Here is a 20,186-nt window from a genome sequence, read left to right as displayed (position 1 = left end):
AAACTGCGTTTCCCAACCCTTCCAAGTGGCGCCTTTACGCCGATCTTCCCAGGCTCCATTACGCCGATCCGTGACACCACTCCGGAATCGCGAAGTTGATGGACAGCGCCCTTGCGGCGCTGTTTTTTTATTCCAAATCCGGCCGCTTACGCGCCCAACGCGACAAAAAATGGCACCTAAGGGTGCCATTTCAATAATTACAGATCTAGGTACATTCGAACCGCATACCTGATCGCCTCCATTTCTTCATCCGTTGCGCGCTCGCCATTGAATCTGAACTCCCGCGCCTTAAACGAGAGATTCACAATTTGATCCACAAGAGCGACGCCTGGACGAGCAAGGCTCGCGATCGGGATCTCAGTTTCCCAACCCCGAACCGTCGACGTGATCGGCAAACCGACCACACGCCCCGTCAATTCGTTGATGTCCACGGGCGTGAGCACGACCACCGCCCTATATCCGTCTTGCTCGTTACCCTTACTCGGTCCGATATACAGCCGAATCACATCACCTGCTTCCGGCACTCCATTGAGCATCTTGTTTCTGTCCTTCTAGTTCTGCGTCAGGTCGGATCGTCTGGTCCACCAAACTCCGAGCCCTGCGGTTCACCGAAGTCAACGATCGGATGCGGCTCCAGCTTCCCCTCGCGAAGCTGCTGCAAGTACCTCTCGCGAGAAAAACGCTTGATACCTGCGTGCGGAAGAATCTGCACCTTGCCATCAACCACATGAACGTCAACTTCTTGCCCCTCTGCAAAGTGCGCCTCTTGAGCAACACTTGCAGGGATTCGAACCGCAAGACTGTTCCCCCAACGCTTGAGGGTCTGCACAGCCATCACGCACTCCTTATCTGCTTCAGTTGATCACGTATAAACGTGTAGAAACACTATAGCTCCGAGGCACCGATGTGTCAACAACGTTGATACAGGCAAATTTACGAAGCAATCAGTTTATTTACCCCATCCTTCGGGCACCCGAGCGAAACCATGCCCACCTTGGGCGCGGCGAGCGGCTTACCGCGTGATTTCAATGAATTTTCCAACTATCGCTTCCATGCGTGAGGGGACGGCGTCCGGTGGCGGCACGCCTTGGGTTTGCCGGCATTTTACCCTCCGCGCGGCGACGTTTCCCCGAGGGAGCACACCGAGCGCGTCGCCCACCCGGACCGCATGCGTGACGCCGATTGCGAGCTGCTTGGTGACGAGCCTCATGAGCCGGATCGCCCCGACGTAGCACGCGTCCATCGCGCTCGTACACGGCAGACGCGCGAGGCCGGCCGACAGCTTCAGGAGGCGGGTTCGCGAATGCGGCGCGTGCGTCGCAGACGAAACGGCCGCCTGCCCGTCTGCTGCGGCGGCATCACTCGGCGCATCCCACCCCGAAAAAAACGGCGCCTGCGCGGCGCCGTTTCCTGCATGCGATTGCGACGTCCGCCCGATGACGCGCGGCAAGCCGCGGCCCCTCGGGCGATGCGCCCTCCGAGCGTAATCGATGCCGCCCCGCCGAGCCGCAAGCGGGTTCACGGAGCGACGACACATGCAGTATCGCAACGCAGCCGGGTCGCATTCCGGCCACGGTCCCGGCGAAAGACGTCGCACGACGTCGCGCGTTGCGTCTACTTTTTCTCCGGCTCGCTGCCCGGCGGCGTCGGCTTGAACGGGAACGAACTGAACATCGTCTTCGCCTGGTTCTGCATCTGCTCCTGCATCTGCACGAACATGTTCTTCGACTGCTCGATGTAGCTCGTCATCATCCCTTGCATCATCGGCGCCTGCATGTTCATGAACTGCGACCAGACTTCCGGGTTCATCGCATTGTTTTCGTACAGACTCTTCGATTGGTCGGCGAGCTTGCTCTGGATGTCGATGAACGCCTGGATGTTCTTCTCCAGGTACGCGCCCATCATCCCCTGCATCGCATGCCCGTAGAAACGGATGATCTGCGACAGCATCGACGACGAGAACATCGGCACACCGCCGCTTTCCTCTTCGAGAATGATCTGCAGCAGGATGCTGCGAGTCAGGTCTTCGTTGCTCTTCGCATCGATGACCTTGAAATCCTCCTGGTCGAGCACGAGCTGCTTCACGTCGGTCAACGTAATGTAGGTGCTCGTCTCCGTATCGTACAAACGGCGGTTCGGATACTTCTTGATCAGCCGTTCGCCAGTATTCTTTGTAGTAGTCATGTAACGCCTTTGAGCGCCTGATGAGCGCAGTGACGGCGCCCGGTGCCGCACGCAGGCACGACCGCGCGCGGCACCGGGCGTTCCCGGAACATCCGACCCACATGGCCGGACGGCATGCGCCGCCCGGCCATGTGGCTCAGCCCATATGCAAGCCGCCGTTCAGCGAGAAATCGGCGCCCGTCGAAAAGCCGGACTCTTCCGACGCGAGCCAGGCGACGATCGAGCCGATCTCGTCGGGCGAGCCGAGACGGCGCACCGGAATCGTCGCGACGATCTTCTCGAGCACGTCCGGACGAATCGCCTTCACCATGTCCGTGCCGATGTAGCCCGGCGACACCGTGTTGACCGTCACGCCCTTCGTCGCGACTTCCTGCGCGAGCGACATCGTGAAGCCGTGAATGCCCGCCTTCGCGGTCGAGTAGTTCGTCTGGCCGAACTGCCCCTTCTGGCCGTTCACCGACGAGATATTGATGACGCGCCCCCAGCCGCGCTCGACCATACCGTCGATCACCTGCTTCGTGACGTTGAAGAGACTCGTCAGGTTCGTGTCGATCACGGCCGTCCAGTCTTCGCGCGTCATCTTGCGGAACACGACGTCGCGCGTGATGCCCGCGTTGTTGACGAGCACGTCGACCTCGCCGATCTCGGCCTTCACCTTGTCGAACGCCAGCTTCGTCGAATCCCAGTCGCCGACGTTGCCTTCGGACGCATGGAACTCGTAGCCGAGCGCCTTCTGGTCCTCGAGCCATTTCACGCGGCGCGGCGAATTCGGGCCGCAGCCCGCGACCACCTTGAAGCCGTCCTTGTGCAAGCGCTGGCAGATGCTCGTGCCGATGCCGCCCATCCCGCCCGTTACGTAAGCAATTCGCTGAGACATAACCATCACTCCATTATCGTTTTGAGAAGCGCCGCGCGGCAACCTCTCCGTCGCCTGCCTGCCGATCCGCCTGTTCGCCGGGTCGCGCCCATCGGCACGGCCCGACCGGTTGCCGTCGGACTCGCGTTACGGACGCTCGACCGCGAGCGCGACACCCATCCCGCCGCCGATGCAAAGCGACGCGAGGCCGCGTTTCGCATCGCGCTTCTGCATTTCGTGCAGCAGCGTGACGAGAATCCGGCAGCCCGACGCGCCGATCGGATGGCCGATCGCGATCGCGCCGCCGTTCACGTTGACCTTCGACGTATCCCAGCCCATCTGCTTGTGGACCGCGAGCGCCTGCGCGGCGAACGCCTCGTTGATCTCCATCAGGTCGAGATCGCCGACCGACCAGCCCGCGCGCTCGAGACAGCGGCGCGATGCCGGCACGGGGCCCATGCCCATCACGCTCGGATCGACGCCCGCGTTCGCGTACGCCTTGATCCGCGCAAGCGGCTCGAGGCCGAGCGCCTCGGCCTTGTTCGCCGACATCACGAGCACCGCGGCCGCGCCGTCGTTGATGCCGGACGCGTTCGCGGCCGTCACCGTGCCGTCCTTCGTGAACGCGGGCTTCAGGCCCGCGAGCGACTCGGCCGTCACGCCATGGCGGACGAATTCGTCGGTCGCGAAGCGAAGCGGCTCGCCCTTGCGCTGCGGGATCCCGATCGGCACGATCTCGTCGTCGAAGCGGCCTGCCTTCTGCGCGGCCTCCGCCTTGTTCTGCGACAGCGCGGCGAACTGGTCCTGCTCTTCGCGCGTGATGCCGTACTCCTTCGCGACGTTCTCCGCGGTGACGCCCATGTGGTACTTGTTATAGACGTCCCACAGGCCGTCGACGATCATGCTGTCGACGAGCTTCGCGTCGCCCATCCGGAAGCCGTCGCGCGAGCCCGGCAGCACGTGCGGCGCGGCGCTCATGTTCTCCTGGCCGCCCGCGACGACGATTTCCGCATCGCCCGCGACGATCGCGTTCGCGGCGAGCATCACGGCCTTCAGGCCCGAGCCGCACACCTTGTTGATCGTCATGCCGGGCACCGCGCTCGGCAGCCCCGCCGCGATCAGCGCCTGGCGCGCCGGGTTCTGGCCCGAGCCCGCCGTCAGCACCTGGCCCAGGATCACTTCGCTGATCTGCTCCGGCTTCACGCCCGCTCGCTCGAGCACTGCGCGGATCACGGTTGCGCCGAGCTCCGGCGCCGCGATCTTCGCGAGCGAGCCGCCGAATTTGCCGACCGCGGTGCGCGCGGCCGATACGATCACTACGTCAGTCATTTCCCTATCCTCCGAGCGAACGCGGCACGGCGCGCCGCGAACCGCCCTGTTAAAAATCGGTAGCGCAGGAAAGCGTGCTCCGCCTTACGCCGTTCGTCAATCGCGGCGCATCACATACCGGCCGGGCGCGGGCTCGATCGCCGGGAAGCGCGCGGAACCGAGTTGCGCGCGCGGCTTCACCTTGCGGCCGCCGTACTGGTCGAGCCACTCGATCCACTCCGGCCACCAACTGCCCGGATGCTCGGTCGCCGCGTCGAGCCAGTCGTTCGCCGATTCCGGCAGTTCCTTCACACCCGCGTCGTAGGTCCAGTAGCTGCGCTTTTTCTTCGCGGGCGGATTGATGACGCCCGCGATGTGGCCCGACGCGCCGAGCACGAACTCGAGCGGCCCCGTCAGCAGCGACGTCGATTCATATGCGGTCTGCCACGGCACGATGTGATCCTCGCGCGAGCCGTAGATGAAGGTCGGCAAGTCGATCCGCGACAGATCGACGGGCTCGCCGCACACGGTGAGTGCGTCCGGCTCGCGCAGCTTGTTCTCGAGATAGGTGTTCCGCAGATACCACGCGTACATCGGGCCGGGCAGGCTCGTCGAATCGCTGTTCCAGTACAGCAGGTCGAACGGCGCCGGCGTGCGGCCCTTCAGGTAGTTGTCGACGACGTAGTTCCAGACGAGATCGTTCGGACGCAGGAACGAGAACGTATTCGCGAACTCGACGCCGCGCATCAGGCCCGGCGTCGCGCCGTTCTTGCCGCCGATCGTCTGTTCGCGCATTTGCACGTGCGCTTCGTCGACGAACACGTCGAGGATGCCCGTATCGGAGAAGTCGAGCATCGCAGTGAGAAGCGTCATCGATGCGGCCGGATGTTCGCCACGCGCAGCGAGCACCGCAAGCGCCGTCGCGAGCATCGTCCCGCCGACGCAGAAGCCGAGCGTGTTGATCTGCTCGCGCCCGCTCACCTGCTGAACGACGTCGATCGCGGCGAGGAGCCCCTCGTCCATATAGTCGTCCCAGGTCTTGTGCGCGACCGACGCGTCGGCGTTGCGCCACGACACCAGATAGACCTGATGGCCGCACGACAGCGCATGCGCGACGAGCGAATTCTCCGGCTGCAGATCGAGGATGTAGAACTTGTTGATGCAAGGCGGCACGACGAGGAGCGGCCGCTCGAACACGGTCGCCGTCGTCGGCTTGTACTGGATCAACTGGATCAGGTCGTTCTCGTAGACGACCGCGCCTTCCGTCACCGCGAGATTCTTGCCGACGACGAACTGCGATTCGTCCGTCTGCGAGATCTTGCCTCGCTGCATATCGGCGAGCAGGTTCATCATCCCGAGCCGCAGGCTCTCGCCTTGCGTCTCGACGAGATTCTTCTGCGCCTCGGGATTGAGCGCGAGGAAGTTGCTCGGCGACGCCGCGGCTGTCCACTGCTGGATCGTGAAGCGGATCCGCTCGCGGGTCTTCGGATCGGTCTCGAGCGCGTCGGCGAGCTCCTCCAGATAGCGCGCGTTCAGCAAATACCACGCGGCCGCGAACGCGTGCGCGGGCGACGCCTTCCACGCGTCCGCGCTGAAGCGCCGGTCTTTCAGATCAGGGGCGATCGGCGACGCGGCCGTCGCCTGCTGGATCAGCGCGAGACAATCGCGCGAATAGTCGGCCTGCAGCTTCTGCAACTGCGTGGGCGGCACCGCCGCGACGGGCGCGAGCCCCGGGAACGACGCGGCCGCGCCGGGCCACTCCGGCATCGGCGGCATCTTCGGCATCGCGAACGGGAACGGCTGAGGCGGCTGGAACGCCGCGTACGGCGGCTGTGCGGACGCACCGCCTGCTGCTGCCCGGGCCGGGTCCGCGAAGCCGCGCCACGCGTTCAGCCAGGCCTCGAACATCTGTTGCATGGGCTGGGTCGCCGATCCGGCTGTCTCGCGACCTTGGGGAGTATCCGTATGAGAGGACGTCGACGAATTTTTCGATGCTGTCATACCTGCCTTAACGGTGGTTCCTCGGTGGTTCCTCGGTATTGCCTGCGGGGACCCTGGAAATCCTGCTCGAGCCGCATGATGTCGACCACCCACTGCACGCCCCGTCCAGCCGGGCGTCGTGTTCTGGAGCGTTTCTCCAGATTCTGCCGCAGTGCAGTAGTTTTATCATTATCGTTTTCCCCATGTGATCCGTCACCTCCGACAACACATGGTTCGCAAACCGGAATGACTGTTGCGAAACGCGCTACGCGAGGCTTGGCGGGAACGCCCGGCCGATTGGGCCGGCAAGAGTCGTCTAGACGATCTTGATGACAGCAATCGCACAGAGCAGCGCAGCAAATCGCGCCCAGGCAGCGCAGCGAAAATATCGCTTCGATTCCGTCGCGATTCGCAATAAAGGGCCGCTCGCGGCGGGCGGCCGTCATTCGGCGAGCCAGATCATCGCGGCCATTCGGCCCGTCACGCGATCGCGCCGATACGAATAGAAACGCTCGCGCTCGGTCACCGTGCACGCGGCGCCGCCGCTCACGTGCGTGACGCCCGCGCGCGCGAGGCGCAGCCGCGCAAGCGCATGGAGATCCGCCAGATACTTGCCGGGGGCGTCCGCCCGCGGCGCGAACGCGCGCTCGGTCGCCGCATAATCGGAGAGCGGCGCCGCACCGAGAAAGGCCGAACGCACTTCGGCGCCGACCTCGAACGCGGTCGGACCGATCGCCGGGCCGAGATACGCATGGAGATCGTCGACGCCGCCGCCCGCCAATGCCGCGACACGCTCGGCCGTCTTCTCGACGATTCCCGCGACGAGGCCGCGCCAGCCCGCGTGCGCAGCGCCGACCGCACGGCCCGCGCTGTCGCACAGCAGCACCGGCAGACAGTCGGCGACCATCACGACGCAAACCGCGCCCGGCGTCGCGGCCACGCTCGCGTCCGCGCGCACGACGCCGCCCGTCTCGCCCTCGCCCGATTCGCCCTCGCTCGCGGCGAGCACGTCCTCCGCGCGCACGACGTCCGTGCCGTGAACCTGGTCGAGCCAGGCCGCGCGCGGCTGGCCTGTCAACGCGAGCAACCGCGCGCGGTTCGTCTCGACGTGCGCCGGGTCGTCGCCCGTATGCCGGCCGAGGTTCATCCCGCCCGCAACCTCGCCCGCGTCGCCCCACCCGCCAAAAGGGGGGTCGCTCACGCCGCCGTTGCGCGTCGAGACGAGCGCGCGCACGCGCGGCGGCGCGTGCCAGTCGGGTTGCACGCAATCGGCGAGCGTCAGGGGTCGCAACGTCGTCATCGGCAGTCAATCCTCATCGTCATCCGCATACGGGATGCCTTCATCGTAACCGTCGTCATAGACCGCGTCGGCGTCGCCGAATTCCGCATCGTCCGAGCCGAAGCCGAGCGCGTCGACGAGCGCCGCGAGATCGTCCGGCAGCGGCGCGCGCCATTGCATCGTCCGGCCGGTCGCTGGATGGACGAGGCCGAGCCGCCACGCGTGCAGCGCCTGCCGTGCGAAGCCGCCCGGCAGCGGCGCGACCGAGCGCTTGCCGCGCGCGCGGCCGTACACCGGATCGCCGAGGAGCGGATGTCCGACGTGCGCGCAGTGTACGCGGATCTGATGCGTGCGCCCGGTCTCGAGGTCGCAATGGATCGCCGATACCGGCTGGCGTTCCCACATCGTCGTATCGACGGTGCGAAAGTGCGTGCGCGCCGGCTTGCCCGCCGCGCCGGTCACGACCGCCATCCGCGTGCGTTCGCGCGGGTCGCGGCCGATCGGCGCATCGATCGTGCCCTCGGCGGGCATCTGCCCCCATGCGAGCGCGAAATAGCGGCGCTTCACCGTGCGCGCCTGCAATTGGCGAATCAGATCGGTCTGCGCGGCGAGCGTGCGCGCGACGACCATCAGGCCCGACGTCTCCTTGTCGAGCCGATGCACGATGCCCGCGCGCGGCAAACCGGCCGCGTCGGCATAGCGGTGCAGCAGGCCGTTCAGCAGCGTGCCGCTCCAGTTGCCCGCGGCCGGGTGGACGACGAGGCCGGCCGGCTTGTCGATGACGACGAGCGTGTCGTCCTCGTAGACGACCGAAAGCGGCACCGGCTCCGGTGCGAACGCGAGCTGCTCGGGCAGCAGGTCCGGCAACAGCTCGATCGTCGCGCCGAGCGGCACGGGCTGCCGGATCTTCGCGAGCGCGCCATCGACGCGCACGCGCTCCGACTCGATCCATTGCTGCAGACGGCTGCGCGAGAACTCGGGGAAAAGCTGCGCGAGCGCCTTGTCGAGGCGCTCGCCCGCAAGCGCGGGCGGTACCTCGATCACGCGCGGCGCGTCGGCGCCGAGATCGGCGCTCACGGGAGCGACGAGCGCGTCGCTCGTCAGATCGTCGTCGAGCGAATCACCGGGAGAAGCGTCGGCGAGGCCGGCGCTTGGGCTATAATCGTCGCGGTTTGACGTGCCCGTACGGGCATTCAACGTACTTGAACGGGTCATTTAGACTGGGTCACTTGAGACTTGAAGCTAGGACAATGCGAGCCCTATTCACCATGATGCATTCGACCAAACGCGTCGCGAAACCTGCGGCGGCCTGGGCCGCGCTGGCCGCGGCCGCGGCGCTCGTCGCGGGCTGCCACGGCTTGCCGCAGAAGACCGATGAAACGGCGGCCTGGTCGAACAACAAATTATACTCAGAGGCTCAGGATGCATTGACGGGCGGCGACTGGGGCAAGTGCGCGAAATACTTCGAAGCGCTGCAGGGCCGCGATCCGTTCGGCCATTTCGCGCAGCAGGCGCAGATCAATGTCGCCTACTGTAACTGGAAGGACAACGAAGCGGCCGCGGCCGACCAGGCGATCGACCGCTTCATCCAGCTCCACCCGGATCACCCGGATATCGCATACGCGTACTACCTGAAGGGGATGATCCACTTCAACGACGACCTCGGTCTCTTCGGCCGTTTCTCCGGCCAGGACATGAGCGAGCGCGATCCGCAGGCGCTGCGCGAATCGTATGACGCATTCAAGGTCGTCGTCGACCGCTATCCGAAGAGCAAGTATGCGCCGGACGCGGCCGCGCGGATGCGCTACATCGTCAACGCACTCGCATCGCACGAAGTGCACTCGGCCGACTATTACTATCGGCGCGGCGCATACGTCGCGGCGATCAACCGCGCGCAGCTCGCGATCAAGGAATACAAGAACGCGCCCGCGATCGAGGACGCACTGCACATCATGATGCTGTCGTACGCGAAGCTGAATCAGCCCCAGTTGGCCGACGACACGAAACGCGTGCTCGCGTCGACGTTCCCGGACAGCCCGTATGTCACGGGCCGTGCACGGCCGGGCGCGAAGAAATCGTGGTGGCAATTCTGAGCGCCGCGCAGTCGACGCGGTAAAGAAAAACCCGGCTCGACAGGCCGGGTTTTTCTTTTTGCGCGCCGTCGATCCGTGTCGCGATGACTGCGTCGACCGCGGCGCGTGCCACGCGCCGCCGCTGCCGCCGTCGACGATTCGCTTGGACGCCCTTGCCTATGCCTGCTCGGCCTCGCGCCGCTCGGCGAAGAAATCGCGCACGACGTCGATCTCGCGCGTGCGCTTGAAGGGCGGCAGGCTCTGCCAGATACGCCGGCCGTACGGCTTGTCGACGAGGCGCGTGTCGCAGATCATCAGCACGCCGCGATCCGTCTCCGCACGAATCAGCCGGCCCGCGCCCTGCTTCAGCGTGATGACGGCCTGCGGCAGCTGATGGACGGCGAACGGGCTCAATCCCTTTTTCGTCAGCGCATCGAGCCGTGCGGCAAGCACCGGATCGTCGGGCGGCGCGAACGGCAGCTTGTCGATCACGACGAGCGACAACGCGTCGCCTCGCACGTCGACACCCTCCCAGAAGCTCTGGCTGCCGACGAGAATCGCGTTGCCGTACGCACGGAACCGATCAAGCAGTTCGGTGCGGCTCGCATCGCCCTGCACGAGGAGCGGCGTGTTCCAGCCACGCGCCTCGATCGTGTCGCGCAGCTTCGCTGCGATCCGGTCGACCGCGCGCAGCGTCGTGCACAGCACGAACACGCCGCCACCCGACGCCTCGATCACCGGCAGCGCGGCGTCGAACACCGCGTCGGTGAACACGGGTGACGACGGCTGCGGCAGATTCCGCGGCACGTACAGGAGTCCTTGCGTTTGATAGTCGAACGGACTCGGCAGCGTCATCGAGCGGCGTGCATCGAGGCCCATCTGCGCCGCGTAGTGCGTGAAGTCGCCGCGCACCGACAGCGTCGCCGACGTGAAGATCCACGCGCGCGGCACGCCCGCACGCTGCTTCGCGAAGATCGGCGCGACGGACAGCGGCGTCTCGTGCAGCTGGACCGTATGCGCGAACACTTCGACCCAGCGCACCTTTTCGTTCGGATCGCCGCGCTCACCCGCTTCCGCGGCGGCCTGCGCATCGGCTGCGTCCGCTTTCGCGCCGGGCGCGACCCAGCCCGCGAGCAGATCCTGCAGCTCGCTCGCGCGGCGCTGGCATGCCGCAATCGATTCGGCGCGCTCCGCCTGCCCGGCGAGCGCAGTCGACAACGCATCGAGCGCCGCCTCGACCACATCGAGTGCGCCGAAGAGCGGATGGCCGTCGCCCAGTTGCGCGAGCGACATGCGCACGATGCCGTCGTCGGCGAACGCGAGCCGCACATCGCGCGCGGCACGCTCCAGCGCACCGCCGAGCTTCACCCATTCGACCGCATCGCGCGCATGCGCGAGGCCCTCGACGACCGAATCGCGCGCGAGCTCGAGCATCTGTGTCGTCGACAGCGTCTCGCCGAAAAAAAGCGTTGCAGTCTCGGGCAACTGATGCGCTTCGTCGAAGACGATCGTGTTCGCACTCGGCAGCAACTCAGCCATCCCGGTATCGCGCAACATGATGTCCGCGAAGAACAGGTGGTGATTGACGACGACGATGTCCGCCTGCTGCGCCTCACGGCGCGCCTGCATCACGAAGCAGTCCTTGTAATGCGGGCATTCCTGGCCGAGGCAGTTGTCGCGGGTCGACGTGACCATCGACCACACGGGCGACGTCTCCGGCACGCTCGCGAGCTCGGCCTTGTCGCCGCTCTTCGTGAGCTTCGCGAAGCGGATGATGTCCTGCAGGTACGCGGTGTCCTGTCGCGACGGCAAGCGGCCGTTGTCGGCCGTGCGCTGCAGGTAGTAATGGCACAGGTAGTTCGCGCGGCCCTTGAGCATCGCGACCGTCACGGGCACCGCGAGCGCGTCGCGCACCGTCGGGATGTCGCGCTGGAACAGTTGGTCCTGCAGGTGCTTCGTGCCCGTCGACACGATCACCTTGCCGCCCCAGAGCATCGCCGGGACGAGGTACGCGTAGGTCTTGCCGGTGCCGGTGCCGGCCTCGACGATCAGCGTGTTGTCGCTGTTATCCCCCCCTTCGTCGTCGGACGACGCGGCGGGCGCGCCGTCGCGGCCAGCGGACGCGCCGTCCTGCAGGCGCCGCGCGGGACGCTTGCGCGTCTCGAAGATCTCGGGTTCGGGCATCAGCTTGCCCGACGCCTCCATTGCGGCGGCGACGGCGCGCGCCATGTCGATTTGCGACGCACGCGGACGATAGCCGTCGAGCGCGCGCGCGAACAGTCCGCCTTCGCCGAAAATGGCGTCGAGCTCGTTGATGCGTTTCACGCTCGGCGTGTACGCTCCTGCCGCCGCTCCGGCGTCGGACGTGCGTGAGCGCGCGGCGGACAATTCGTCGCGCCGCGCGTCGGGATTGGCATCAAGCGGTGAATTCAAGGCAAGCGGTTCCTAGTATCCGGCGCTTGCCGCGGCGCCGGCGCTTGCCAGGCCGCGCCTAAGCGCGCTTATCCGGTTCGAGCTGCGATTGCAGCATGATGATTTTGTCTTTGGCCAGCAGCTTTTCCTTCTTCAGCCGGTGCAGCGCCAAGTCGTCGATATCGGAACGACCCTCCTTCAGTTCGATCTCGCGGGCAAGCTGCCTGTGCAGCTCCTGCAACGACGCCAGTCGGTTGTACAGTTCCTGTTGCGTTTCCGCCAAACGGGTTTGCATACTCGCCTCCTCACTGAACCAGCATGCCGGCCGAGCCGCCCGCATGCCCGAGATTGCCTTGCGAAACCACTACCCAACGTACCGCGTTACTGCCCTGCTGTCGGCCGTTACTGCTGCTGTTGCTGCTTCTGTTGCGCCTTCTCGGCGGCCTGCCGCTGGCGCTCCTCGACGTCGGCCTTGTGCTGCACCGCCTCACGCTGCTTCTGTTCGTAGCGCGCGGCGTTCTCAGCGCGCTGCTGCGCGTCCTTCGCCGCTTGCGCGTGCGCTGCGTCGAGCTTGCGCTGGAACTCGGCCTGCTTCGCGTCGTAAGCCTTCTGGTCGGCTGCGCGCTGCGGCGCCTGTGCGTCGCGTTCCGCGCGCTTCAGCGCGTTTTGCTGCTGCTTGCTTTCGTATGCGGCCGCGCTCGCCTTTTCGTCGGCCGCGCGCTGCGGCGCTTGCGCCTGGCGCTCGGCTTCCTTCAGCGCCAGTTGCCGGTCGCGCTCCTGCGCACGCACCGCACGCTGCTCGTCGTCGAGCGCGAGCTGTTCCTCGCTGATGCTCGCGCGCTCGGCGCGCATCGTCTCGCGCGCCTTGTCCAGGCAGCGATTGACGAAAAACGTGCTGTAGCAATCGTGCTGAGCCACCGCATAACGATAGTCGTTTTCCGCCGTGCGTTGATTGAGCACTTTTTGACGCGCATCGAAATTCGCTTGCGCGGCGAACGTGCCCGCATCGGACGCATCGGCGGCAGGTGCGGCGGCAGACGTCTGCGCGAGGCCGGCGACGGGCGCGCAGGACAGCATCGCCGCAAGCGCTGCGGCGAACGCGACAACGAAAAATCGGGAGGTAGGCAACGTCGTAGGAAAGCTGCGGATCATGGGTGAAATTCTAACACCCGCGGCTAGCCCCATTTGCATTTATGGCAAAATGCCCCGCTCCATTCACCCGCCCATTCCGGCCCGAAGGCGCAGCCGGCCGGCACGGGCGATTTCAGCAGGCAGCAGACGCACATCACGACATGACGGAAACCGTAGCACTCAAGATCGTACAGCGCATCGCCGACGAACTGGCGGTCCAGCCCAGGCAGGTCGCCGCAGCGGTGCAACTCCTCGACGAAGGCTCCACCGTTCCGTTCATCGCCCGCTACCGGAAGGAAGTCACGGGCAATCTGGACGACACGCAGCTGCGCCAGCTCGAGGAACGCCTCCTGTATCTGCGCGAGCTCGAGGAGCGACGCGCGACGATCGTCGCGAGCATCGACGAGCAAGGCAAGCTGACCGACGAGCTGCGCGCGGCGATCGACACGGCCGACAGCAAGCAGACGCTCGAGGATCTGTACCTGCCCTACAAGCCGAAGCGCCGCACGCGCGCGCAGATCGCGCGCGAAGCGGGGCTCGAGCCGCTCGCGCAGGCGCTCCTCGCGAATCCGCTCCTCGATCCGCAAACGGAAGCCGCCGCGTACGTGGACGCCGACAAGGGCGTCGCCGACGTGAAAGCGGCGCTCGACGGCGCGCGCGACATCTTGTCCGAGCAATTCGGCGAGACGGCGGAATTGCTCGGCAAGCTGCGCGACTATCTGTTCGAGCGCGGCGTCGTGTCGTCGGCCGTCGTCGAGGGCAAGGAAGGCGAGGAAGGCGAGAAATTCCGCGACTACTACGATTACTCGGAGACGATCAAGACAGTGCCGTCTCACCGCGCGCTTGCGCTGTTCCGCGGACGCAACGCTGGCGTGCTGACTGTCAAGCTCGGCCTCGGCGAAGAACTCGACGCGCAAGTGCCGCATCCGGGCGAGGCGATGATCGCGCGCCATTTCGGGATCGCGAACCAGAGCCGGCCGGCCGATAAGTGGCTGTCCGACGTGTGCCGCTGGTGCTGGCGCGTGAAGGTGCAGCCGCACATCGAGACCGAGCTGCTCACGCAGTTGCGCGAGACGGCCGAGCACGAGGCGATCCGCGTGTTCGCACGCAATCTGAAGGACCTGCTGCTCGCCGCGCCCGCGGGCCCGAAGGCCGTAATCGGTCTCGACCCCGGCCTGCGCACGGGCGTGAAGGTTGCGGTCGTCGACCGCACCGGCAAGCTGCTCGCAACCGACACGATCTACCCGCACGAGCCGCGCCGCGACTGGGACGGCTCGCTCGCGAAGCTCGCGCGCATCGCCGCACAGACGCAGGCCGAGCTCGTCAGCATCGGCAACGGCACTGCATCGCGCGAGACCGACAAGCTCGCGAGCGAGCTGATCGCGAAACATCCGACGCTCGGACTGCAGAAGATCGTCGTGTCCGAAGCGGGCGCGTCCGTCTACTCGGCGTCGGAACTAGCGGCGAAGGAATTCCCGGAACTCGACGTGTCGCTGCGCGGCGCGGTGTCGATCGCACGCCGGCTGCAGGACCCGCTCGCCGAACTCGTGAAGATCGAGCCGAAAGCGATCGGCGTCGGCCAGTATCAGCATGACGTGAACCAGCGCGAGCTCGCGCGCTCGCTCGATGCGGTCGTCGAGGATTGCGTGAACGCGGTCGGCGTCGACGCGAATACCGCGTCCGCCGCCCTTCTTGCGCGCGTGTCGGGCCTCAATACGACGCTCGCGCGCAACATCGTCGACTACCGCGACGCGAATGGCCCGTTCCCATCGCGCGAGCATCTGCGCAAGGTGCCGCGCCTCGGCGACAAGACGTTCGAGCAGGCCGCGGGCTTCCTGCGCATCAACGGCGGCGAGAACCCGCTCGATCGCTCGTCGGTTCACCCGGAAGCGTACCCCGTCGTCGAGCGAATGCTCGCGAAGATCCAGAAGCGCATCGACGACGTGCTCGGCAACCGCGACGCGCTCGCGGGCCTGTCGCCCACCGAATTCGTCGACGAACGCTTCGGGCTGCCGACGGTGCGCGACATTCTCGTCGAGCTCGAGAAGCCGGGCCGTGATCCGCGCCCCGAATTCAAGACCGCGACGTTCCGCGAAGGCGTCGAGAAAGTGTCGGATCTCGCGCCGGGCATGGTGCTCGAAGGCGTCGTGACGAACGTCGCCGCGTTCGGCGCGTTCGTCGACATCGGCGTGCACCAGGACGGGCTCGTCCACGTGTCCGCGATGTCGACGAAATTCGTCAAGGATCCTCACGAAGTCGTGAAGGCGGGTCAGGTCGTCAAGGTGAAGGTGCTCGACGTCGACGTGAAGCGCCAGCGGATCTCGCTGACGATGCGTCTCGACGACGACGCTGCGCCAAGTGCGGCAGGCGACCGCGGCGGCGCGGATCGCAGCGGAATGCGTGGTGGCAACCGTCCGCAGCGCTCGCGCGAGCCGGAGCCGGCGGGCGCGATGGCCGCCGCGTTCGCAAAGCTCAAGCAGCAGCGCTGAGCTCGCGTCGTCCGCAATCGGGATAGGGGCAGTCAGTTAATCTGACCGTCGCGATTTACGCTCCACGCGTCCTCCCCACACTCGATCGCCCTCGTGCAGTTGCGCTTCGCTTCATTTGCCGTGATCCGCTTATGGCGGGACTTGCACCCGCAGGAGTGCGCCCATACTGGGCGCACATGAAAAAGCCCGCACCGATGCGGGCTTTTTTGTGGTGCGGCGCCGGTCAATGCCGACAGGCAGTTCGACGCCACTCACGCATCGAGCCGCGCCGCTCGACGACGAACGGCGCGGCATGCGTCGCTCAGATCTCGATCTTCGTGCCGAGCTCGACAACGCGGTTGGCAGGAATCGAGAAGAAGTCGGTCGGCTTCGCGGCGTTCTGGTGCATCCACGCGAACACGCGCTCGCGCCAGATCGACATGCCGGGCAGATGAGTCGGCACGACTGTCTCGCGCGCGAGGAAGAACGACGTATCCATCAGCTCGAACGTGAGGCCGCGCTGCCGCGCGACTTCCTCGAGCACCGCCTTCACGTCCGGCGTCTCGTTGAAGCCGTACTCCGCCTTGACGATGTAGAGTCCCTCGCCCGCGTCTTGGATCGTGACTCGTTCGTCATCCTTCACATACGGAATGTCGCGCGTGACGAACGTGAGGAACAGCGTCCGCTCGTGCAGCACCTTGTTGTGCTTCAGGTTGTGCAGCAGGCTCACCGGCACCAGCTTGTCGTTGCCGGTCAGATAGATCGCGGTGCCCGACACGCGATGCGGCGGATGCGCGAGCAGCCCCTGCAGGAACGGCGTAAGAGGGATGCCGTCGGCCGCTGTGCGTTCCTTGACGATGTGACGCCCCTTGTACCACGTCATCAGCAGGAAGAACAGCATCGCACCGATGCCGAGCGGCAGCCAGCCGCCCTGTTCGACCTTCAACAGGTTTGCGCCAAAGAAGCCGAGATCGACGACGAGGAACACGCCGATGATGAGCGAGACGAGCAGCTTGTTCCAGTTCCAGACCTTCACCATCACGACGGCGGCGAGGATCGTCGTGATCACCATCGTCGCCGTCACCGCGATGCCGTACGCGGCCGCGAGGTTGTCGGAGCTCTTGAAGCCGATCACGATGCAGAGGATCACGAACAACAGCAGCCAGTTGACGACCGGTACGTAGATCTGGCCGATCGCAAGGTCGGACGTGTGCAGGATCTTCATCCGCGGCACATAGCCGAGCTGGATCGCCTGGCTCGTCAGCGAATACGCACCCGAGATCACCGCCTGCGACGCAATCACGGTCGCGACCGTCGACAGCACGACGAGCGGCAGCGCCGCCCATTGCGGCGCGAGCAGGAAGAACGGATTCTCGATCGCCTTCGGATCGAGGAGCAGCAGCGCGCCCTGGCCGAAGTAGTTGATCACGAGCGACGGCATCACGAGCACGTACGCGGCGAGCCGGATCGGCTTCGCGCCGAAGTGGCCCATGTCCGCGTAGAGCGCCTCCGCGCCCGTCAGCACGAGCACGACGGAGCCGAGCACCACGTATGCGAGCAGCACGTGCTCGGACATGAACGAGAACGCGTAGTACGGGTTGATCGCCGCGATGACCATCGGCGCGCGCGCGATGTGATAGACGCCGAGCACCGCGATCGTGACGAACCAGAGCACCATGATCGGGCCGAACAGCTTGCCGACCATCGCCGTGCCGTGCCGCTGAATCCAGAACAACGCGATCAGGATCACGATCGTGATCGGCAGCACGAGATGCGTTAGCTGCGGCGCCGCGACCTCGATACCCTCGACCGCCGACATCACCGAGATCGCCGGCGTGATCACCGCGTCGCCGTAGAACATGCACGCGCCGAAGATGCCGAGCGCCATCATGAGCCCGGTGACGCGGGACTTCGGATTCAGCGGCCGCAGCGACAACGCCATCAGCGCGAGTACGCCGCCTTCGCCGTTGTTGTCCGCACGCATCACGAACAACACGTATTTGATGCCAACGACGAGAATGATCGCCCAGAACAGCAGCGAGATCACACCGAGAATCGAGCTTTGCGTGAGAGGAATGCCATGGGCCGGACTGAACGCTTCCTTGAGCGAGTACAGCGGGCTCGTGCCGATGTCGCCAAAAACCACGCCGATTGCGGCGATCGCGAGCGATTGCAGCGAATGCTGGCGCGTGGACGAGTGATTCGTGTCGGTCATAAAAGCGGTATAAATCCGTGCTGGGGTCGGAAAATCGAGCGCTATTCTAACTGGGCACGCAAAAATGCCGCCCACTGGTGTTGTCAGCACACCACTTGCGGCGGCGCGCCGAGTGTAGCACGGGGTCGTGACGCTTCCCCCCGCGACGGGGCGTCATGATAGCCGGGCGAGGGCGGCGCGCCTACCCTTGCCGCGCGATTCTTCGGGTGCTGTAAAGAGGACGTAAAAAAAACGGCGCCGTCCGGGCGCCGTTTTCGATGCAACATTGGCCGCGCTCACGCGCCGGACGCGTCGTTGCGCTGCGCGTTGCCGCGCTTGATCCATGCCGCGAGATTGTGCGGACGCACTGTATCCCATTCCTCGAACGGCTGATGAATCCACGGATTCGTCGGCAGGTACTGGACATGGTAGTCGGGCTTCACCTTCGAGCAGCCCTTGTACCAGAGCACCGCCGAACGCACGGCCGTCACGGCCGGATAACGCTCCTTCAGATGCTGCTGGACGCGCGCGAGCGTCACGCCCGAATCAACGAGATCATCGACGAGCAGCACGTTGCCCGACAGATCGCCGCGCGTCATCGTGATGTATTGCGCGATGTCGAGATCGCCCTGTTCCGTGCCCGCCGCCTCGCGATACGAGCTCGTCGCGAGGATCGCGAGCGGCAGGTCGTAGATGCGCGACAGTTGATCGCCGACGCGCAGACCGCCGCGCGCAAGACACAGGATCTTGTCGAACTTCCAACCCGAATCGTGCACCGCGAGCGCGAGCATCTCGATCAACCGGTGGTATTCGTCCCAGCCGACCCAGAGATTCTTGTCGTCGTTGCGCGGGTCGGACATCGAGAGCGTCGCCAGGAGATTCTGCGTCATCGGCGCTTACACCTTGAACGGATGACGCAGCAGGATCGTCTCGTCGCGATCCGGGCCAGTGGACACCATGTCGATCGGCACGCCAGCCACTTCCTGCACGCGCGTCAGATACGCACGCGCGTTCGCGGGCAGCGCGTCCCACGACTTGATGCCGACCGTGCTTTCCTTCCAGCCGCCGAACGTCTCGTAGACGGGCTCGCAGCGCGCGACCTCGGCCGCGCCGCGCGGCAGCAGGTCGACGTCTTCGCCGTCGATCTTGTAGCCAACGCACAGCCTCACTTCCTCGAGGCCGTCGAGCACGTCGAGCTTCGTCATGCAGAGGCCCGACACGCCGTTGATCTGGATCGAGCGGCGCAGCGCGGCCGCGTCGAGCCAGCCGGTGCGGCGCGGACGGCCCGTGACGGAGCCGAATTCCTTGCCGACGTTCGCGAGCGTGACGCCGATCTGGTCCTGGCGGCTCGGATTGTCCGCGTCGTACAGCTCGCTTGGGAACGGGCCCGAACCGACGCGCGTGCAATAAGCCTTGGTGATGCCGAGGATGTAGTCGAGCTTCTGCGGACCGACGCCCGCGCCCGCCGCCGCCGCGCCCGCGACGCAGTTGCTCGACGTGACGAACGGATAGGTGCCGTGATCGATGTCGAGCAGCGTGCCTTGCGCACCTTCGAACAGCAGGTTGCGGCCCGCGTGATTCTCTTCGTACAGACGGCGCGACACGTCGGCGACCATCGGCTTCAGACGGTCCGCGTAGCCGAGCATCGTGTCGAGCGTCGCCTGGAAATCGACGGCCGCGCCGCCGAGATACTGCGTCAGCACGAAGTTGTGGAAGTCGAGATTCTCGCGCAGGCGGTCGGCGAACGTTCTCGCGTCGAACAGATCCTGCACGCGCAGCGCACGGCGGCCGACCTTGTCTTCGTACGCGGGGCCGATGCCGCGGCCCGTCGTGCCGATCTTGCCCGCGCCGCGGCGCGCTTCGCGCGCCTGGTCGATCGCGATGTGGTACGGCAGGATCAGCGTCGCGGCTTCGGAGATGAACAGGCGCTCGCGAACGTTCAGCCCTGCCTCTTCCAGCTCGCCGATTTCCTTGAAGAGCGCCTCGGGCGACAGCACGACGCCGTTGCCGATGTAGCAGGCGACGCCTTCACGCATGATGCCCGACGGGATGAGGCGCAAGATGGTCTTCTTGCCGCCGATGATGAGGGTGTGGCCGGCGTTGTGGCCGCCCTGGAAACGCACGACGCCCTGAGCGTGGTCCGTCAGCCAGTCGACGATCTTGCCTTTGCCTTCATCACCCCATTGAGTCCCCACGACGACGACATTGCGCCCGGGAGTCGCGTTCACTGCGCTGGCAGACATGTTGATTCGTTAGCTGGTTAAAAACGTATTCTACCTAGGTTCGCCGCCGGTTCCGAATT

The 20,186-nt window shown here is 65.6% G+C and carries 18 protein-coding genes; 3 read left to right on the top strand and 15 right to left on the bottom strand.

The features are described 5' to 3' along the window. Window positions 1-197: 197 nt before the first annotated feature. The 9 genes from WS69_RS05395 to WS69_RS05355 all read right to left on the bottom strand — a co-directional run bounded on the left by WS69_RS05395 (window position 198) and on the right by WS69_RS05355 (window position 8,822). Window positions 198-536: a type II toxin-antitoxin system PemK/MazF family toxin gene (locus WS69_RS05395; protein ID WP_019254717.1), complete on the bottom strand. Its 339-nt coding sequence runs from the start codon at window positions 534-536 to the stop codon at window positions 198-200. Between the two features lie 26 nt (window positions 537-562). Continuing rightward, window positions 563-835: an AbrB/MazE/SpoVT family DNA-binding domain-containing protein gene (locus WS69_RS05390; RefSeq protein ID WP_059469771.1), complete on the bottom strand. Its 273-nt coding sequence runs from the start codon at window positions 833-835 to the stop codon at window positions 563-565. 177 nt (window positions 836-1,012) lie between these two features. Next, entirely contained in the window at window positions 1,013-1,450 is a 438-nt protein-coding gene (locus tag WS69_RS34515) for a hypothetical protein (protein WP_226382742.1), read from the bottom strand. 164 nt (window positions 1,451-1,614) lie between these two features. After that, a complete protein-coding gene (phaR, locus tag WS69_RS05380) occupies window positions 1,615-2,184 on the bottom strand; it encodes a polyhydroxyalkanoate synthesis repressor PhaR (protein ID WP_059469770.1) in 570 nt (189 codons plus the stop codon). A gap of 136 nt (window positions 2,185-2,320) precedes the next feature. Continuing rightward, window positions 2,321-3,061, bottom strand: coding sequence for a 3-ketoacyl-ACP reductase (locus tag WS69_RS05375; RefSeq protein ID WP_059469769.1), 741 nt, complete (start codon window positions 3,059-3,061; stop codon window positions 2,321-2,323). 126 nt (window positions 3,062-3,187) lie between these two features. Further along, window positions 3,188-4,369: an acetyl-CoA C-acetyltransferase gene (locus WS69_RS05370; protein ID WP_059469768.1), complete on the bottom strand. Its 1,182-nt coding sequence runs from the start codon at window positions 4,367-4,369 to the stop codon at window positions 3,188-3,190. A gap of 96 nt (window positions 4,370-4,465) precedes the next feature. Continuing rightward, complete coding sequence (gene phaC / locus WS69_RS05365; protein ID WP_059469767.1) at window positions 4,466-6,265, bottom strand: class I poly(R)-hydroxyalkanoic acid synthase; 1,800 nt, start codon at window positions 6,263-6,265, stop codon at window positions 4,466-4,468. Window positions 6,266-6,770: 505 nt separating this feature from the next. Continuing rightward, window positions 6,771-7,628: a peptidoglycan editing factor PgeF gene (gene pgeF, locus WS69_RS05360; RefSeq protein ID WP_059469766.1), complete on the bottom strand. Its 858-nt coding sequence runs from the start codon at window positions 7,626-7,628 to the stop codon at window positions 6,771-6,773. A gap of 6 nt (window positions 7,629-7,634) precedes the next feature. Beyond that, a complete protein-coding gene (locus tag WS69_RS05355) occupies window positions 7,635-8,822 on the bottom strand; it encodes an RluA family pseudouridine synthase (RefSeq protein ID WP_059469765.1) in 1,188 nt (395 codons plus the stop codon). A 53-nt stretch (window positions 8,823-8,875) separates the two neighbouring features. On the opposite strand from WS69_RS05355, the gene WS69_RS05350 reads away from it, so the two are divergent. After that, window positions 8,876-9,700, top strand: coding sequence for an outer membrane protein assembly factor BamD (locus WS69_RS05350; RefSeq protein ID WP_010103277.1), 825 nt, complete (start codon window positions 8,876-8,878; stop codon window positions 9,698-9,700). A 156-nt stretch (window positions 9,701-9,856) separates the two neighbouring features. On the opposite strand, the gene WS69_RS05345 is transcribed toward WS69_RS05350, so the two are convergent. From WS69_RS05345 to WS69_RS05335, 3 genes are all read right to left on the bottom strand, one after another. Beyond that, window positions 9,857-12,112, bottom strand: coding sequence for an ATP-dependent DNA helicase (locus WS69_RS05345; RefSeq protein WP_059469764.1), 2,256 nt, complete (start codon window positions 12,110-12,112; stop codon window positions 9,857-9,859). A 58-nt stretch (window positions 12,113-12,170) separates the two neighbouring features. After that, window positions 12,171-12,386, bottom strand: coding sequence for a YdcH family protein (locus WS69_RS05340; protein WP_010103275.1), 216 nt, complete (start codon window positions 12,384-12,386; stop codon window positions 12,171-12,173). A 107-nt stretch (window positions 12,387-12,493) separates the two neighbouring features. After that, complete coding sequence (locus WS69_RS05335) at window positions 12,494-13,243, bottom strand: hypothetical protein (protein WP_059469763.1); 750 nt, start codon at window positions 13,241-13,243, stop codon at window positions 12,494-12,496. 140 nt (window positions 13,244-13,383) lie between these two features. On the opposite strand from WS69_RS05335, the gene WS69_RS05330 reads away from it, so the two are divergent. Further along, window positions 13,384-15,711 (top strand): Tex family protein, encoded by a 2,328-nt coding sequence (locus WS69_RS05330; RefSeq protein ID WP_059469762.1) that lies wholly within the window; start codon window positions 13,384-13,386, stop codon window positions 15,709-15,711. A gap of 301 nt (window positions 15,712-16,012) precedes the next feature. On the opposite strand, the gene WS69_RS05325 is transcribed toward WS69_RS05330, so the two are convergent. Continuing rightward, window positions 16,013-17,905, bottom strand: a complete 1,893-nt coding sequence (locus tag WS69_RS05325) for a potassium transporter Kup (protein WP_059469761.1) — start codon at window positions 17,903-17,905, stop codon at window positions 16,013-16,015. On the opposite strand from WS69_RS05325, the gene WS69_RS30160 reads away from it, so the two are divergent. Further along, window positions 17,870-18,064: a hypothetical protein gene (locus WS69_RS30160; RefSeq protein WP_082715961.1), complete on the top strand. Its 195-nt coding sequence runs from the start codon at window positions 17,870-17,872 to the stop codon at window positions 18,062-18,064. The genes WS69_RS05325 and WS69_RS30160 overlap by 36 nt on opposite strands. Before the next feature lie 116 nt (window positions 18,065-18,180). Here WS69_RS30160 and WS69_RS05320 read toward each other — a convergent pair whose 3' ends face one another. Further along, on the bottom strand, window positions 18,181-18,774 hold the full coding sequence (locus WS69_RS05320) for a phosphoribosyltransferase (RefSeq protein ID WP_059469760.1): 594 nt from the start codon (window positions 18,772-18,774) through the stop codon (window positions 18,181-18,183). A gap of 6 nt (window positions 18,775-18,780) precedes the next feature. Next, on the bottom strand, window positions 18,781-20,127 hold the full coding sequence (locus WS69_RS05315) for an adenylosuccinate synthase (protein WP_059469759.1): 1,347 nt from the start codon (window positions 20,125-20,127) through the stop codon (window positions 18,781-18,783). Window positions 20,128-20,186 lie beyond the last annotated feature (59 nt).

It is taken from the genome of Burkholderia sp. BDU5 (assembly GCF_001522845.1).
GTDB lineage: Bacteria > Pseudomonadota > Gammaproteobacteria > Burkholderiales > Burkholderiaceae > Burkholderia > Burkholderia mayonis.
The sequence above is the reverse complement of the archived record's forward strand: the minus strand, read 5'-3'. Positions and strand labels throughout refer to the sequence as shown.

Bases quoted from the DNA above. Each gene is read 5' to 3' on its own strand.
- WS69_RS05315 (WP_059469759.1), bottom strand. From the start codon at position 20,127: ATGTCTGCCAGCGCAGTGAACGCGACTCCCGGGCGCAATGTCGTCGTC.
- WS69_RS05350 (WP_010103277.1), top strand. From the start codon at position 8,876: ATGATGCATTCGACCAAACGCGTCGCGAAACCTGCGGCGGCCTGGGCC.
- WS69_RS05355 (WP_059469765.1), bottom strand. From the start codon at position 8,822: ATGACCCGTTCAAGTACGTTGAATGCCCGTACGGGCACGTCAAACCGC.
- pgeF (WP_059469766.1), bottom strand. From the start codon at position 7,628: ATGACGACGTTGCGACCCCTGACGCTCGCCGATTGCGTGCAACCCGAC.
- WS69_RS05320 (WP_059469760.1), bottom strand. From the start codon at position 18,774: ATGACGCAGAATCTCCTGGCGACGCTCTCGATGTCCGACCCGCGCAAC.
- WS69_RS30160 (WP_082715961.1), top strand. From the start codon at position 17,870: ATGCTGGCGCGTGGACGAGTGATTCGTGTCGGTCATAAAAGCGGTATA.
- WS69_RS05330 (WP_059469762.1), top strand. From the start codon at position 13,384: ATGACGGAAACCGTAGCACTCAAGATCGTACAGCGCATCGCCGACGAA.
- WS69_RS05340 (WP_010103275.1), bottom strand. From the start codon at position 12,386: ATGCAAACCCGTTTGGCGGAAACGCAACAGGAACTGTACAACCGACTG.
- WS69_RS05370 (WP_059469768.1), bottom strand. From the start codon at position 4,369: ATGACTGACGTAGTGATCGTATCGGCCGCGCGCACCGCGGTCGGCAAA.
- WS69_RS05375 (WP_059469769.1), bottom strand. From the start codon at position 3,061: ATGTCTCAGCGAATTGCTTACGTAACGGGCGGGATGGGCGGCATCGGC.
- WS69_RS05390 (WP_059469771.1), bottom strand. From the start codon at position 835: ATGGCTGTGCAGACCCTCAAGCGTTGGGGGAACAGTCTTGCGGTTCGA.
- phaR (WP_059469770.1), bottom strand. From the start codon at position 2,184: ATGACTACTACAAAGAATACTGGCGAACGGCTGATCAAGAAGTATCCG.
- WS69_RS05325 (WP_059469761.1), bottom strand. From the start codon at position 17,905: ATGACCGACACGAATCACTCGTCCACGCGCCAGCATTCGCTGCAATCG.
- WS69_RS05335 (WP_059469763.1), bottom strand. From the start codon at position 13,243: ATGATCCGCAGCTTTCCTACGACGTTGCCTACCTCCCGATTTTTCGTT.
- phaC (WP_059469767.1), bottom strand. From the start codon at position 6,265: ATGCAACAGATGTTCGAGGCCTGGCTGAACGCGTGGCGCGGCTTCGCG.
- WS69_RS05395 (WP_019254717.1), bottom strand. From the start codon at position 536: ATGCTCAATGGAGTGCCGGAAGCAGGTGATGTGATTCGGCTGTATATC.